General features: G+C 52.3%; 12 protein-coding genes and 7 tRNA genes. 18 read left to right on the top strand and 1 reads right to left on the bottom strand.

What is annotated here, in order from left to right:
* The first annotated feature begins 98 nt into the window (after positions 1-98).
* The 7 genes from HEM79_RS06175 to HEM79_RS06145 all read left to right on the top strand — a co-directional run bounded on the left by HEM79_RS06175 (position 99) and on the right by HEM79_RS06145 (position 881).
* Positions 99-175: transfer RNA gene (locus tag HEM79_RS06175), tRNA-Met, on the top strand.
* Between the two features lie 8 nt (positions 176-183).
* A tRNA-Leu gene (locus HEM79_RS06170) sits at positions 184-268 on the top strand.
* A gap of 104 nt (positions 269-372) precedes the next feature.
* Positions 373-447 (top strand) — tRNA-Gln (locus tag HEM79_RS06165).
* A gap of 34 nt (positions 448-481) precedes the next feature.
* Positions 482-556 (top strand) — tRNA-Gln (locus tag HEM79_RS06160).
* Positions 557-571: 15 nt separating this feature from the next.
* Positions 572-648 (top strand) — tRNA-Met (locus tag HEM79_RS06155).
* Positions 649-694: 46 nt separating this feature from the next.
* A tRNA-Gln gene (locus HEM79_RS06150) sits at positions 695-769 on the top strand.
* 37 nt (positions 770-806) lie between these two features.
* A tRNA-Gln gene (locus HEM79_RS06145) sits at positions 807-881 on the top strand.
* 215 nt (positions 882-1096) lie between these two features.
* On the opposite strand, the gene ubiF is transcribed toward HEM79_RS06145, so the two are convergent.
* On the bottom strand, positions 1097-2272 hold the full coding sequence (ubiF, locus tag HEM79_RS06140) for a 3-demethoxyubiquinol 3-hydroxylase (protein WP_176242968.1): 1176 nt from the start codon (positions 2270-2272) through the stop codon (positions 1097-1099).
* A gap of 145 nt (positions 2273-2417) precedes the next feature.
* Here ubiF and miaB point away from each other — a divergent pair, with 145 nt between their 5' ends.
* The 11 genes from miaB to hscC all read left to right on the top strand — a co-directional run bounded on the left by miaB (position 2418) and on the right by hscC (position 14451).
* Positions 2418-3842: a tRNA (N6-isopentenyl adenosine(37)-C2)-methylthiotransferase MiaB gene (miaB, locus tag HEM79_RS06135; RefSeq protein WP_000162740.1), complete on the top strand. Its 1425-nt coding sequence runs from the start codon at positions 2418-2420 to the stop codon at positions 3840-3842.
* 152 nt (positions 3843-3994) lie between these two features.
* Entirely contained in the window at positions 3995-5035 is a 1041-nt protein-coding gene (locus HEM79_RS06130) for a PhoH family protein (RefSeq protein ID WP_002430212.1), read from the top strand.
* Positions 5032-5499, top strand: a complete 468-nt coding sequence (gene ybeY / locus HEM79_RS06125; protein WP_000084457.1) for an rRNA maturation RNase YbeY — start codon at positions 5032-5034, stop codon at positions 5497-5499. The genes HEM79_RS06130 and ybeY overlap by 4 nt, the downstream gene beginning before the upstream one ends.
* Before the next feature lie 89 nt (positions 5500-5588).
* Positions 5589-6467, top strand: a complete 879-nt coding sequence (corC, locus tag HEM79_RS06120) for a CNNM family magnesium/cobalt transport protein CorC (protein ID WP_001278605.1) — start codon at positions 5589-5591, stop codon at positions 6465-6467.
* A gap of 24 nt (positions 6468-6491) precedes the next feature.
* The gene (gene lnt / locus HEM79_RS06115) at positions 6492-8030 is read left to right on the top strand and encodes an apolipoprotein N-acyltransferase (RefSeq protein ID WP_176242969.1); all 1539 of its coding nucleotides are present in this window, start codon (positions 6492-6494) and stop codon (positions 8028-8030) included.
* 396 nt (positions 8031-8426) lie between these two features.
* Positions 8427-9335, top strand: a complete 909-nt coding sequence (gltI, locus tag HEM79_RS06110) for a glutamate/aspartate ABC transporter substrate-binding protein GltI (RefSeq protein WP_016159089.1) — start codon at positions 8427-8429, stop codon at positions 9333-9335.
* A 169-nt stretch (positions 9336-9504) separates the two neighbouring features.
* Complete coding sequence (gene gltJ, locus HEM79_RS06105; protein ID WP_000020941.1) at positions 9505-10245, top strand: glutamate/aspartate ABC transporter permease GltJ; 741 nt, start codon at positions 9505-9507, stop codon at positions 10243-10245.
* Positions 10245-10919: a glutamate/aspartate ABC transporter permease GltK gene (gene gltK, locus HEM79_RS06100; protein WP_000272824.1), complete on the top strand. Its 675-nt coding sequence runs from the start codon at positions 10245-10247 to the stop codon at positions 10917-10919. The genes gltJ and gltK overlap by 1 nt, the downstream gene beginning before the upstream one ends.
* The gene (gltL, locus tag HEM79_RS06095; protein WP_000631384.1) at positions 10919-11644 is read left to right on the top strand and encodes a glutamate/aspartate ABC transporter ATP-binding protein GltL; all 726 of its coding nucleotides are present in this window, start codon (positions 10919-10921) and stop codon (positions 11642-11644) included. Before gltK ends, gltL begins: the two co-directional genes overlap by 1 nt.
* A 117-nt stretch (positions 11645-11761) precedes the next feature.
* The gene (rihA, locus tag HEM79_RS06090; RefSeq protein ID WP_176242970.1) at positions 11762-12697 is read left to right on the top strand and encodes a pyrimidine-specific ribonucleoside hydrolase RihA; all 936 of its coding nucleotides are present in this window, start codon (positions 11762-11764) and stop codon (positions 12695-12697) included.
* A gap of 83 nt (positions 12698-12780) precedes the next feature.
* Entirely contained in the window at positions 12781-14451 is a 1671-nt protein-coding gene (gene hscC / locus HEM79_RS06085) for a molecular chaperone HscC (protein ID WP_176242971.1), read from the top strand.
* The last annotated feature ends 102 nt before the right edge of the window (positions 14452-14553 follow it).

Raw genomic sequence — 14553 nt, 5'->3', positions numbered from 1 at the left:
TTTCGAGCAATTTTCCTTGAAAAAGAGGTTGACGCTGCAAGGCTCTATACGCATAATGCGCCCCGCAACGCCGATAAGGTAACGCGAAAAAAAAAGATGGCTACGTAGCTCAGTTGGTTAGAGCACATCACTCATAATGATGGGGTCACAGGTTCGAATCCCGTCGTAGCCACCATCTTTTTTGCGGGAGTGGCGAAATTGGTAGACGCACCAGATTTAGGTTCTGGCGCCGCAAGGTGTGCGAGTTCAAGTCTCGCCTCCCGCACCATTCACCAGAAAGCGTTGTGCGGATGGGGTATCTCCACGCTGTAAGTTAGCCACATCGGCTGGCAATGATATAGTTTGAAGTTCTCCATTCTGTAAGAAATTTGTTGGGGTATCGCCAAGCGGTAAGGCACCGGTTTTTGATACCGGCATTCCCTGGTTCGAATCCAGGTACCCCAGCCATCTTCTTCGAGTAAGCGGTTCACCGCCCGGTTATTGGGGTATCGCCAAGCGGTAAGGCACCGGTTTTTGATACCGGCATTCCCTGGTTCGAATCCAGGTACCCCAGCCATCGAAGAAATAATCTGGCTACGTAGCTCAGTTGGTTAGAGCACATCACTCATAATGATGGGGTCACAGGTTCGAATCCCGTCGTAGCCACCAAATTCTGAATGTGTCGACTACGTTCGGCAAATTCGAAAAAATTTGTTGGGGTATCGCCAAGCGGTAAGGCACCGGATTCTGATTCCGGCATTCCGAGGTTCGAATCCTCGTACCCCAGCCAATTTATTCAAGACGCTTACATCGTAAGTGCACCCAGTTGGGGTATCGCCAAGCGGTAAGGCACCGGATTCTGATTCCGGCATTCCGAGGTTCGAATCCTCGTACCCCAGCCACATTAAAAAAGCTCGCTTCGGCGAGCTTTTTGCTTTTCTGCGTATATTCAATGTCGAATGCGATGTTGATACAGCTAATTTGAATTTGGCTCACGGTTCAGGGCAAACCAGCCTGGAAGCACACTCAGGCGCGGCTTTCCCCCTCACCCTAACCCCTCCCCGAGGGGCGAGGGGATCGTCCGCACGCTTTTGTAGCTTTGGTATCAACCGTTACGCTACAACCCTAACGCATATTTCAGCGCCTGACGTTTCAGTACGCCAGCACGCTCCGCCGCCATCAAACCAAGATTACGCATAAAACGCAGCGGCGGCAGATTATTGCTGAATCCGGCATAAAACAGATCCATACCGCTCTGCATAATGAAGTTATCCGCCATGCGCCGCATCTGGTAACGTTTGAGGATCGGATAACTGGCCCATGCTTCGCCGTAGCTGCGGGCGTTGACCAGAACATCAATCAGGGCATCGACATCACGATAACCAAGATTCACCCCCTGCCCCGCCAGCGGATGGATGGTGTGGGCGGCATCGCCCACCAGCGCCAGCCCCGGCTGAACATACTGCAATGCATGACGGCGCGTCAGCGGAAAAGCGCCTGCGGCAAGCGGCGTCACATAACCGAGACGCGACGGGAAATGTTTCGCGATCTCCGCCTGCAACTGCACCATATTCATATTCTGCAACTGGCGAATACGCGCCGGAGAGTCATACCACACCAGCGACGCCCAGTTATCAAACAGCGGCAGAAACGCGCGTGGGCCGTCCGGAGTAAACTGCTGCCAGGTGCTGTCGCCGGGATCGTTCTCGCACTGTACGCTAATCAACATACACAACTGCGCATACTGCCAGGCATGAACACCGATTCCCGCCATCTGCCGCACCTGCGAATTTGCGCCATCAGCACCAATGACCAGCTGCGCGCGGATCACTTCGCCGCCCTTCAGTTCCAGCTCCTGAAGATCATTATGGCGATGCAGCGCAATCAGCGAGGCTGGCACACGTAGCGTTACTTTCGGATGCGCTTCCAGCGCCTGCCACAGCGCCTGTTGCAGGACCGTGTTTTCCACCATATAGCCAAGCAGCGGTAACTTAAGTTCAGCGGCGTCAAACACCACATGCGCCGTTTCCCACTCCCACGTTTCCAGTCTGCGATAAGGATGGCAACGCATGGCCTGTACCGCATCCCAGACGCCTAAACCTTTAAGCAGAGACACCGACGCGGCGCTAATCGCTGAAATACGCACGTCCGGCTGGCTGTCGGCCACAAACGGCGCGGGTTCTGCGTGCTCGATTACCGTTACCGCAAATCCGTGCTGTGCCAGCCCCAGCGCCAGTGCGCCGCCGACCATTCCTCCGCCGACAATGGCAATTTCCGTTGGTTGATTTGTCATGGTCAATCATCCTGTTAGCAATATGCTTTAAGTTTACAGGATTTTTACCCCCAAGGGCTGATAACGCTCATACTGGTCACAACGGCAGCAAAGCATTACACTATGCGCCCTGCATTCCTGGCTACTATTTCGCAAGAGCAAGTCGATGACCAAAAAACTCCATATTAAAACCTGGGGCTGTCAGATGAACGAGTACGATTCATCGAAGATGGCCGATCTGCTGGATGCCACCCACGGCTATCAACTGACCGACGTGGCGGAAGAAGCGGATGTGCTACTGCTGAACACCTGCTCAATCCGCGAGAAGGCTCAGGAAAAAGTCTTCCATCAGTTGGGTCGCTGGAAACTGTTAAAAGAGAAGAATCCAGACCTGATTATCGGCGTCGGTGGCTGCGTGGCATCGCAAGAAGGCGAGCACATTCGCCAGCGCGCCCACTATGTCGATATTATTTTTGGGCCGCAAACGCTGCACCGCCTGCCGGAGATGATCAACTCCGTGCGCGGCGACCGCAGCCCGGTTGTAGATATCAGCTTCCCGGAAATCGAGAAATTCGACCGTCTGCCGGAACCGCGCGCCGAAGGGCCGACCGCGTTTGTCTCCATCATGGAAGGCTGCAATAAATATTGCACCTACTGCGTGGTGCCTTACACCCGTGGTGAAGAGGTAAGCCGTCCGTCCGACGATATTCTGTTTGAGATTGCCCAGCTTGCCGCGCAGGGCGTGCGTGAAGTCAACCTGCTCGGTCAGAACGTGAACGCCTGGCGTGGTGAGAACTACGACGGCACCACCGGATCGTTTGCCGATCTGCTGCGTCTGGTTGCTGCGATCGACGGGATCGATCGTATTCGCTTTACCACCAGCCATCCGATCGAATTCACCGACGATATCATCGAAGTGTATCGCGACACGCCGGAGCTGGTGAGCTTCCTGCACCTGCCGGTACAGAGCGGTTCCGATCGCATTCTGAACCTGATGGGGCGTACCCACACGGCTCTGGAGTACAAAGCGATCATCCGTAAACTGCGTGCGGCGCGTCCGGATATTCAGATCAGTTCTGACTTCATCGTTGGCTTCCCTGGCGAAACCACCGAAGACTTCGAGAAAACGATGAAGCTGATTGCCGACGTCAATTTCGACATGAGCTACAGCTTTATCTTCTCAGCACGTCCAGGAACGCCTGCCGCCGATATGGTTGATGATGTTCCGGAAGAAGAGAAGAAGCAGCGTCTGTATATTCTGCAAGAGCGTATTAATCAGCAGGCGATGGCATGGAGCCGCCGGATGCTCGGCACCACCCAGCGTATTCTGGTAGAAGGTACATCGCGTAAGAGCATCATGGAGCTTTCTGGTCGTACTGAAAATAACCGCGTGGTTAACTTCGAAGGCACGCCGGATATGATCGGTAAATTCGTCGATGTAGAAATTACCGACGTCTACCCGAACTCTCTGCGCGGTAAAGTGGTGCGAACTGAAGATGAAATGGGTCTGCGCGTGGCAGAAACACCAGAATCGGTGATTGCCCGTACTCGCAAAGAAAACGACCTTGGCGTGGGTTATTATCAGCCGTAATTCTCAGGCCCGCCGTTCCGGTGGGCCTTGTTTTTTCTCTCTTTATCCCCATCTTTATCGCAATGCTTGCGCCTTTTTCCTGTGGCGTGAATAATTTCCTTATAGGCCGGTGAATGTTCAGCTTCCGGCGGCATACAGATAAGAGGAACGGTTTGAACATAGACACTCGCGAAATCACCCTGGAGCCAGCAGACAATGCGCGTCTGTTGAGCCTGTGCGGCCCGTTTGATGACAACATCAAGCAGCTCGAACGCCGTCTCGGCATCGAGATCAATCGCCGCGATAACCACTTTAAACTGACCGGCCGTCCGATTTGCGTCACCGCTGCGGCAGACATTCTGCGTAGTCTGTATGTCGATACCGCCCCGATGCGCGGTCAGATTCAGGATATCGAGCCGGAACAGATCCACCTTGCGATTAAAGAAGCGCGAGTGCTGGAGCAAAGCGCGGAGAGCGTGCCGGAGTACGGCAAAGCGGTCAATATCAAGACCAAACGCGGCGTGATTAAGCCGCGCACGCCAAACCAGGCGCAGTACATCGCCAATATTCTCGACCATGACATTACCTTCGGCGTTGGCCCGGCGGGTACGGGTAAAACCTACCTGGCAGTGGCTGCGGCGGTTGATGCCCTGGAACGTCAGGAAATCCGCCGTATTCTGCTGACTCGTCCGGCGGTCGAAGCCGGTGAGAAACTGGGCTTCCTGCCTGGCGATTTAAGCCAGAAAGTAGACCCGTATCTGCGCCCGCTGTACGACGCGCTGTTTGAAATGCTTGGCTTTGAGAAAGTCGAGAAGCTGATTGAGCGCAACGTTATTGAAGTCGCACCGCTGGCCTATATGCGTGGTCGCACGCTGAACGACGCGTTTATCATTCTTGATGAGAGCCAGAACACCACCATCGAACAGATGAAGATGTTCCTGACCCGTATCGGTTTTAACTCAAAAGCGGTTATCACCGGTGACGTCACGCAGATCGACCTGCCGCGAAATACCAAGTCAGGCTTGCGTCACGCCATTGAGGTGCTCGCCGAAGTCGAAGAGATCAGCTTTAACTTCTTCCACAGCGAAGACGTGGTTCGTCACCCGGTGGTGGCGCGCATCGTTAACGCCTATGAAGCCTGGGAAGAAGCCGAACAAAAACGAAAAGCGGCGCTGGCAGCAGAGCGCAAGCGCGAAGAACAGGAACAAAAATGAGTCAGGTGATCCTCGATTTACAACTGGCATGTGAAGATAACTCCGGATTGCCGGAAGAGAGCCAGTTTCAGACATGGCTGAATGCGGTGATCCCGCAGTTTCAGGAAGAATCGGAAGTGACTATTCGCCTGGTCGATACCGCCGAAAGCCACAGTCTGAATCTGACCTATCGCGGGAAGGATAAGCCGACCAACGTGCTCTCCTTCCCGTTTGAAGTGCCGCCTGGCATGGAGATGTCGCTGCTGGGCGATCTGGTTATCTGCCGTCAGGTGGTTGAGAAGGAAGCACAGGAGCAAGGCAAACCACTGGAAGCGCACTGGGCGCATATGGTGGTGCACGGCAGTCTGCATTTGTTAGGTTACGATCACATCGAAGATGACGAAGCAGAAGAAATGGAAGCCCTCGAAACAGAGATTATGCTTGCTCTGGGCTATGAGGATCCGTACATTGCCGAGAAAGAATAATTTGCCAGGCATTTGACTGGCAGACGTCCCCGCCGTTGGTGATTAACGACGGCGTTTTGATTAACTAACATGAGAACCCATACGACGCCATGAGCGACGACAATTCACACAGTAGTGACACGATAAGCAACAAGAAGGGATTTTTCTCCCTGTTACTCAGCCAACTTTTCCACGGTGAACCGAAAAACCGTGACGAACTGCTGGCGCTGATCCGTGATTCCGGGCAGAACGACCTTATCGACGAAGATACGCGCGATATGCTCGAAGGGGTGATGGACATCGCAGACCAACGCGTCCGCGACATCATGATCCCCCGCTCCCAGATGATTACCCTGAAACGCAACCAGACGCTGGACGAATGCCTTGATGTCATCATCGAGTCCGCCCACTCACGTTTCCCGGTGATTAGCGAAGACAAAGATCACATTGAAGGGATTCTGATGGCGAAAGACTTGCTACCGTTTATGCGTAGCGATGCTGAAGCCTTCAGCATGGATAAAGTGTTACGTCAGGCGGTTGTCGTTCCTGAAAGTAAGCGCGTAGACCGGATGCTGAAAGAGTTTCGCTCTCAGCGTTACCACATGGCGATCGTCATTGACGAATTCGGCGGTGTTTCCGGTCTGGTGACCATTGAAGACATCCTGGAACTGATTGTTGGTGAGATTGAAGACGAGTATGACGAAGAAGATGATATCGACTTCCGTCAACTTAGCCGCCACACCTGGACCGTGCGCGCGCTGGCTTCCATCGAAGATTTCAACGAAGCGTTTGGCACCCACTTTAGCGATGAAGAGGTCGATACCATCGGTGGTCTGGTGATGCAGGCGTTTGGACATCTCCCGGCGCGTGGCGAAACCATCGACATCGACGGTTACCAGTTCAAGGTGGCGATGGCCGACAGTCGGCGTATTATTCAGGTTCATGTCAAAATCCCGGATGACTCACCCCAGCCGAAGCTGGATGAATAAAACCGAAACTGGATAGATAACTACATGGCTTTTGCCTCATTAATTGAACGCCAGCGCATTCGCCTGCTGCTGGCGTTATTATTCGGTGCCTGCGGAACGCTGGCCTTCTCTCCTTACGATGTCTGGCCTGCGGCGATTATTTCGCTGATGGGGTTGCAGGCGCTGACCTTTAACCGCCGTCCACTCCAGTCTGCCGCTATCGGCTTCTGCTGGGGATTTGGTCTCTTTGGCAGCGGTATTAACTGGGTCTATGTCAGCATCGCAACCTTTGGCGGGATGCCTGGCCCGGTTAACATCTTCCTGGTAGTACTGCTGGCGGCGTATCTGTCGTTGTATACAGGGCTGTTTGCCGGTGTGCTGTCGCGGCTGTGGCCGAAAACAACCTGGTTGCGCGTAACCATTGCGGCTCCTGCCCTCTGGCAAGTGACCGAGTTTCTGCGCGGTTGGGTGCTGACAGGTTTCCCGTGGTTGCAGTTCGGTTATAGCCAGATTGACGGCCCATTAAAAGGGCTGGCACCGATAATGGGCGTGGAAGCCATTAACTTCCTGCTGATGATGGTAAGCGGCATGCTGGCGCTGGCGCTGGTCAAACACAACTGGCGTCCGCTGGTGGTGGCCGTCGTGCTGTTTGCCCTTCCCTTCCCGCTGCGTTACATCCAGTGGTTCACCCCGCAACCGGAGAAAACCATTCAGGTTTCGATGGTTCAGGGCGATATTCCGCAATCGCTGAAATGGGACGAAAGCCAGCTTCTTAATACGCTGAAAATTTATTACAACGCGACGGCGCCGCTGATGGGCAAATCGTCGCTGATTATCTGGCCGGAGTCGGCGATAACCGATCTGGAAATTAATCAGCAACCGTTCCTCAAAGCACTGGACAGTGAGTTGCGCGATAAAGGTAGCTCGCTGGTAACCGGGATTGTCGACGCGCGCCTCAATAAGCAGAACCGCTACGATACCTACAACACCATCATTACGCTGGGTAAAGGTGCGCCGTACAGCTACGAATCAGCCGATCGCTATAACAAAAACCATCTGGTGCCATTTGGCGAGTTTGTCCCGCTGGAGTCGATTCTGCGTCCGTTAGCACCGTTCTTTGATCTGCCGATGTCGTCGTTCAGCCGTGGGCCATATATCCAGCCGCCGCTGTCGGTAAATGGTATTGAGCTTACTGCGGCTATTTGCTACGAGATCATTCTCGGCGAGCAGGTGCGCGATAATTTCCGTCCGGATACCGACTATCTGCTTACCATCTCTAACGATGCGTGGTTTGGTAAGTCTATCGGTCCGTGGCAGCACTTCCAGATGGCGCGAATGCGTGCGCTGGAGCTGGCGCGCCCGCTGCTGCGCAGCACCAACAACGGCATTACGGCGGTAATTGGTCCGCAAGGTGAGATTCAGGCGATGATCCCGCAATTCACCCGCGAGGTGTTGACCACTCACGTGACGCCGACCACCGGACTCACACCGTACGCACGTACCGGCAACTGGCCGCTGTGGGTACTGACAGCACTGTTTGGTTTTGCCGCTGTGCTGATGAGTCTGCGTCAGCGACGTAAATAATCCCTTCTTATTGTGCCGGAATACATCCCGTATTTCGGCACGCTCGCCGGATGCGGCATCAGTGCGTTATCCGGATGACAAAATACTTCCCTCCAACTTTGGCACATCTATTGCTTTGTTATACAAGGCAAACCTTGAACCGGCGTCAGTACAACCCGGTTGCACCACAGCAATCCACGGGCAGCACCAAAAGAGTGCATTTTAAGAATTTTGCTTCGGAATGGTGCGGTACATCTCGCAAAAACAAACAATAAAACAGCAATATCTTTACATTTAGCCAAACTAAATGTTACCTAACAAGCACAACACTGCACAATAAAGTTGCAGATGATAACAACACAAACACTCACAACGGGTATCCATGCGTTCTTAACGCAGGAGATAAAGGAGTTGGATATGCAATTACGTAAACCTGCCACAGCAATCCTGGCCCTGGCGCTTTCTGCAGGTCTGGCACAGGCAGAAGACGCTGCCCCGGCAGCTGGCAGTACGCTGGACAAAATCGCCAAAAACGGCGTGATTGTCGTCGGTCACCGTGAATCTTCAGTACCTTTCTCTTATTACGACAATCAGCAAAAAGTGGTGGGTTACTCGCAGGATTACTCCAACGCCATTGTTGAAGCAGTGAAAAAGAAACTCAACAAACCGGACTTGCAGGTAAAACTGATTCCGATTACCTCACAAAACCGTATTCCGCTGCTACAAAACGGCACTTTCGATTTTGAATGCGGCTCAACCACCAACAACCTCGAACGCCAGAAACAGGCCGCTTTCTCTGACACCATTTTCGTGGTCGGTACGCGCCTGCTGACCAAAAAAGGCGGCGATGTTAAAGATTTTGCCGATCTGAAAGATAAAGCCGTAGTCGTAACTTCCGGCACCACTTCTGAAGTTTTGCTCAACAAACTGAATGAAGAGCAAAAAATGAATATGCGCATCATCAGCGCCAAAGATCACGGTGACTCTTTCCGCACCCTGGAAAGCGGTCGTGCCGTTGCCTTTATGATGGATGACGCTCTGCTGGCCGGTGAACGTGCGAAAGCGAAGAAACCAGACAACTGGGAAATCGTCGGCAAGCCGCAGTCTCAGGAAGCCTACGGTTGCATGTTGCGTAAAGACGATCCGCAGTTCAAAAAGCTGATGGATGACACCATCGCGCAGGTGCAGACCTCCGGTGAAGCGGAAAAATGGTTTGATAAATGGTTCAAAAATCCAATTCCGCCGAAAAACCTGAACATGAATTTCGAACTGTCAGACGAAATGAAAGCACTGTTCAAAGAACCGAATGACAAGGCACTGAACTAATTACAAGAACCAGGGGCGGAAATTCCAGCCCTCTCGATTGTTACGTAGCACGGACAGACTATACGCCTGATGGTCGTTCCCCATCGGGCCTGAAAACCGCAATACGCTGGGTAACAATCTTCGAGGGTAGCAGTTAACGCTGCTACCCTCTTTTTTCTGGAGTAGATTTATGTCTATAGACTGGAACTGGGGTATTTTTTTACAACAAGCCCCGTTCGGCAACACCACCTATCTTGGTTGGATCTGGAGTGGTTTTCAGGTGACGATCGCTTTGTCGATCTGCGCCTGGATTATCGCTTTCCTCGTCGGTTCATTTTTCGGCATTTTACGTACCGTTCCAAACCGTTTTCTCTCCGGTCTGGGTACGTTGTATGTCGAACTGTTCCGCAACGTGCCGTTGATTGTGCAGTTCTTTACCTGGTATCTGGTGATCCCGGAGCTGCTGCCGGAGAAAATCGGCATGTGGTTTAAGGCCGAGCTGGATCCCAATATTCAGTTTTTCCTTTCATCCATGCTCTGCCTGGGGCTGTTTACCGCCGCCCGTGTTTGCGAACAGGTACGCGCCGCGATCCAGTCGCTGCCGCGAGGGCAAAAAAATGCCGCGCTGGCGATGGGCCTGACGCTACCGCAGGCTTACCGCTACGTACTGCTGCCTAATGCTTATCGCGTTATCGTCCCGCCGATGACTTCCGAGATGATGAACCTGGTGAAAAACTCCGCCATCGCCTCGACCATCGGTCTGGTGGATATGGCGGCGCAGGCGGGTAAATTGCTCGATTACTCAGCCCATGCCTGGGAGTCGTTTACCGCCATTACGCTGGCGTATGTGTTGATTAACGCTTTTATCATGCTGGTGATGACGCTGGTTGAACGTAAAGTTCGCCTGCCTGGCAACATGGGGGGCAAATAATGTACGAGTTTGACTGGAGTTCCATTGTCCCTTCCCTGCCATATCTGCTCGACGGGCTGGTGATCACCCTGAAAATCACCGTCACGGCAGTCGTGATTGGTATTTTGTGGGGCACGATGCTGGCGGTGATGCGTTTATCCAGCTTTGCGCCCGTGGCGTGGTTTGCCAAAGCCTACGTTAACGTATTCCGCTCGATTCCTTTAGTTATGGTTTTGCTGTGGTTTTACCTGATCGTGCCGGGTTTTCTGCAAAACGTGCTGGGATTATCGCCAAAAAATGATATCCGTTTAATTTCGGCGATGGTGGCGTTTTCGATGTTTGAAGCGGCCTACTATTCAGAGATTATCCGTGCTGGTATTCAAAGTATTTCTCGTGGTCAATCGAGCGCCGCGCTGGCGTTGGGAATGACTCACTGGCAGTCGATGAAACTGATTATTCTGCCGCAGGCGTTCCGCGCGATGGTGCCGCTGCTGCTCACTCAGGGCATCGTACTGTTCCAGGATACCTCACTGGTGTATGTGTTATCTCTGGCCGATTTCTTCCGTACCGCCTCAACCATTGGTGAGCGTGATGGTACGCAGGTTGAGATGATCCTGTTTGCTGGATTTGTTTATTTCGTTATTAGCCTTAGCGCATCGTTGTTGGTCAGCTACTTGAAAAGAAGGACAGCATAATGATTACCCTGAAAAATGTTTCAAAATGGTATGGTCACTTTCAGGTGCTGACCGACTGCTCAACCGAAGTGAAAAAAGGTGAAGTAGTGGTGGTTTGCGGCCCGTCTGGTTCCGGTAAATCAACGCTGATAAAAACCGTCAACGGCCTCGAACCGGTGCAGCAAGGCGAAATCACCGTTGATGGCATCGTGGTTAACGATAAGAAAACCGATCTGGCAAAGCTGCGTTCCCGCGTCGGAATGGTGTTCCAGCACTTCGAGCTGTTCCCCCATCTGTCGATTATCGAAAACCTGACGTTGGCGCAGGTGAAAGTACTTAAACGCGATAAAGCGCCGGCTCGTGAAAAAGCACTGAAACTGCTGGAGCGAGTCGGGCTTTCTGCTCACGCCAATAAGTTTCCGGCGCAGCTTTCCGGTGGTCAGCAGCAGCGTGTGGCAATCGCTCGCGCGCTGTGTATGGACCCTATTGCGATGCTGTTCGACGAACCGACATCGGCGCTGGATCCGGAGATGATCAACGAAGTGCTGGACGTAATGGTCGAACTGGCGAACGAAGGAATGACCATGATGGTGGTGACCCACGAAATGGGCTTTGCCCGTAAAGTGGCGAATCGGGTGATCTTTATGGACGAGGGTAAAATTGTCGAAGACTCGCCGAAAGACGCTTTCTTCGATGATCCGAAATCGGACCGAGCAAAAGACTTCCTCGCGAAAATCCTGCATTAATCACTCTGGCGCGCATAGCCAAGTGCGCGCCATCTCACGCTTTATCGTTTCGCCCCTCGTATCTGTTACATCCTGGCGTTACCCTTGTCGCAAAGAAGCACACAACAAGGAGCAACAATGGCACTGCCAATTCTGTTAGATTGCGACCCAGGTCATGACGACGCTATCGCAATAGTTCTCGCCCTCGCCTCACCAGAGCTTGATGTCAAAGCAATTACGTCTTCCGCCGGAAACCAGACACCAGAAAAAACCTTACGCAATGTTCTGCGTATGCTGACCTTGCTTAATCGCACCGATATTCCGGTAGCAGGCGGCGCGGTAAAACCGTTAATGCGTGAGTTGATTATCGCGGACAATGTGCACGGCGAAAGCGGTCTCGACGGCCCGGCATTACCGGAACCGGCGTTCGCACCGCAAAACTGTACGGCGGTAGAGCTAATGGCGAAAACGCTGCGTGAAAGTGCGGAACCTGTCACGATTGTGTCTACCGGACCGCAAACTAACGTTGCCTTGCTGCTCAATAGCCATCCGGAACTGCATAGCAAAATTGCCCGTATCGTGATTATGGGCGGCGCAATGGGGCTTGGTAACTGGACGCCTGCGGCTGAATTTAATATTTACGTTGACCCGGAAGCGGCAGAAATTGTCTTCCAGTCAGGGATCCCGGTGGTGATGGCCGGTCTGGATGTTACTCACAAAGCACAAATCCACATTGAAGACACTGAGCGTTTCCGCGCGATTGGCAACCCTGTTTCAACCATTGTTGCCGAACTGCTGGATTTCTTCCTCGAATATCATAAAGACGAAAAATGGGGCTTTGTCGGCGCACCACTGCATGACCCATGCACCATCGCCTGGCTGTTGAAACCGGAGTTGTTTACCACTGTTGATCGCTGGGTTGGCGTGGAAACACAGGGGAAATATACCCAGGGTATGACGGTTGTTGATTATTATCATCTGACTGGCAATAAACCGAATGCCACCGTCATGGTCGATGTTGATCGTCAGGGCTTTGTTGATTTACTGGCAGATCGTCTGAAATTTTACGCTTAATACACGTCATTGATTAAGATCACCATGTAAAAATGTGGTGGTCTTACTCTGGCGCTCTCTTTTTCCTTCAAGATATAAATGCAATGGATAATGCAGAACTCGCCATTGGTATCGATCTCGGTACTACCAATAGTTTAATTGCCGTCTGGAAAGACGGTGCCGCGAAATTAATTCCAAATAAATTCGGTGAATATTTAACACCATCCATAATTAGCATGGATGAAAATAATCATATTCTGGTCGGAAAACCGGCTGTATCACGGCGTACTTCACATCCTGATAAAACCGCTGCGTTATTTAAACGTGCAATGGGCAGTAATACCAACTGGCACTTAGGCAATGACACATTTAACGCGCCGGAATTGTCTTCTTTGGTATTACGTTCATTAAAAGAAGATGCCGAAGAATTTCTGCAACGCCCAATTAAAGATGTGGTGATCTCCGTTCCGGCTTATTTCAGTGATGAACAACGCAAACATACCCGTTTAGCAGCAGAGTTGGCAGGGTTAAATGCGGTACGCTTAATTAATGAACCCACGGCAGCCGCGATGGCTTATGGCCTGCATACGCAGCAAAACACCCGCTCGCTGGTTTTTGATCTCGGTGGCGGCACGTTTGACGTCACGGTGCTCGAATACGCCACGCCGGTGATTGAAGTTCACGCCTCCGCTGGCGACAACTTTCTTGGTGGCGAAGATTTTACTCATATGCTGGTGGATGAAGTTTTAAAACGCGCCGCAGTGGCTAAAAACATGCTCAACGAAAGTGAACTGGCAGCCCTGTACACCAGCGTGGAAGCGGCAAAATGTGGCAATCAATTACCGCTGCAAATTAGCTGGCAGTATCAGGAAGAAACGCGTGAGTGCGAATTTTACGAGAACGAACTGGAAGATTTGTGGCTGCCGCTGCTCAACCGCTTGCGTGTGCCAATCGAACAAGCATTGCGCGATGCGCGTCTGAAACCGAGCCAAATCGACAGTCTGGTACTGGTTGGTGGCGCGTCGCAAATGCCGCTGGTACAGCGAATCGCCGTGCGTCTGTTTGGCAAATTACCGTATCAAAGTTACGACCCGAGCACCATTGTCGCGCTGGGCGCAGCAATCCAGGCCGCCTGCCGCTTACGTAGCGAAGATATCGAAGAAGTGATCCTTACTGATATCTGTCCCTACTCTTTAGGCGTTGAAGTTAACCGCCAGGGCGTTTCAGGCATTTTCTCGCCGATTATTGAGCGAAACACCACGGTGCCTGTGTCGCGTGTAGAAACTTACTCGACCATGCACCCGGAACAGGATTCAATTACGGTGAATGTTTACCAGGGGGAAAACCACAAAGTTAAGAATAATATCCTGGTAGAGTCCTTCGATGTGCCGTTGAAAAAAAACGGGGATTACCAGTCTATCGATATTAGATTTAGCTATGATATCAACGGCTTGCTTGAAGTTGACGTACTTCTGGAAGACGGTAGCGTTAAGTCCAGAGTCATTAACCACAGCCCGGTGACATTGAGCGCGCAGCAGATTGAAGAGAGTCGGGCGCGGTTATCCGCATTGAAAATTTATCCGCGCGATATGCTCATCAACCGTACCTTTAAAGCCAAACTGGAAGAGTTGTGGGCGCGGGCGCTGGGCGATGAACGAGAAGAGATTGGTCAGGTGATCACCGATTTTGATGCGGCGTTGCAGTCAAACGATATGGCCCGCGTCGATGAAGTTCGTCAGCGGGCGAGCGATTATCTGGCAATTGAGATCCCCTGAACACGACTGCCGGATGCGGCGTAAACGCCTTATCCCGCCTACCCGTAGGTCGGATAAGATGCGTCAGCATCGCATCCGACATTGAAGGATAAGATGCGTCAG

The sequence above is a fragment of the Escherichia sp. 93.0816 genome (genome assembly GCF_013368855.2).
Classification (GTDB): Bacteria; Pseudomonadota; Gammaproteobacteria; order Enterobacterales; family Enterobacteriaceae; genus Escherichia; species Escherichia ruysiae.
Note: the sequence above shows the minus strand (reverse complement) of the source record. Positions and strands in the feature narration are given on the sequence as shown.

What these genes read in the sequence shown, in the direction of transcription:
- ubiF (WP_176242968.1), bottom strand. Translation starts at nt 2,272, where the DNA reads ATGACAAATCAACCAACGGAAATTGCCATTGTCGGCGGAGGAATGGTC.
- miaB (WP_000162740.1), top strand. Translation starts at nt 2,418, where the DNA reads ATGACCAAAAAACTCCATATTAAAACCTGGGGCTGTCAGATGAACGAG.
- ybeY (WP_000084457.1), top strand. Translation starts at nt 5,032, where the DNA reads ATGAGTCAGGTGATCCTCGATTTACAACTGGCATGTGAAGATAACTCC.
- corC (WP_001278605.1), top strand. Translation starts at nt 5,589, where the DNA reads ATGAGCGACGACAATTCACACAGTAGTGACACGATAAGCAACAAGAAG.
- lnt (WP_176242969.1), top strand. Translation starts at nt 6,492, where the DNA reads ATGGCTTTTGCCTCATTAATTGAACGCCAGCGCATTCGCCTGCTGCTG.
- gltI (WP_016159089.1), top strand. Translation starts at nt 8,427, where the DNA reads ATGCAATTACGTAAACCTGCCACAGCAATCCTGGCCCTGGCGCTTTCT.
- gltJ (WP_000020941.1), top strand. Translation starts at nt 9,505, where the DNA reads ATGTCTATAGACTGGAACTGGGGTATTTTTTTACAACAAGCCCCGTTC.
- gltK (WP_000272824.1), top strand. Translation starts at nt 10,245, where the DNA reads ATGTACGAGTTTGACTGGAGTTCCATTGTCCCTTCCCTGCCATATCTG.
- gltL (WP_000631384.1), top strand. Translation starts at nt 10,919, where the DNA reads ATGATTACCCTGAAAAATGTTTCAAAATGGTATGGTCACTTTCAGGTG.
- rihA (WP_176242970.1), top strand. Translation starts at nt 11,762, where the DNA reads ATGGCACTGCCAATTCTGTTAGATTGCGACCCAGGTCATGACGACGCT.
- hscC (WP_176242971.1), top strand. Translation starts at nt 12,781, where the DNA reads ATGGATAATGCAGAACTCGCCATTGGTATCGATCTCGGTACTACCAAT.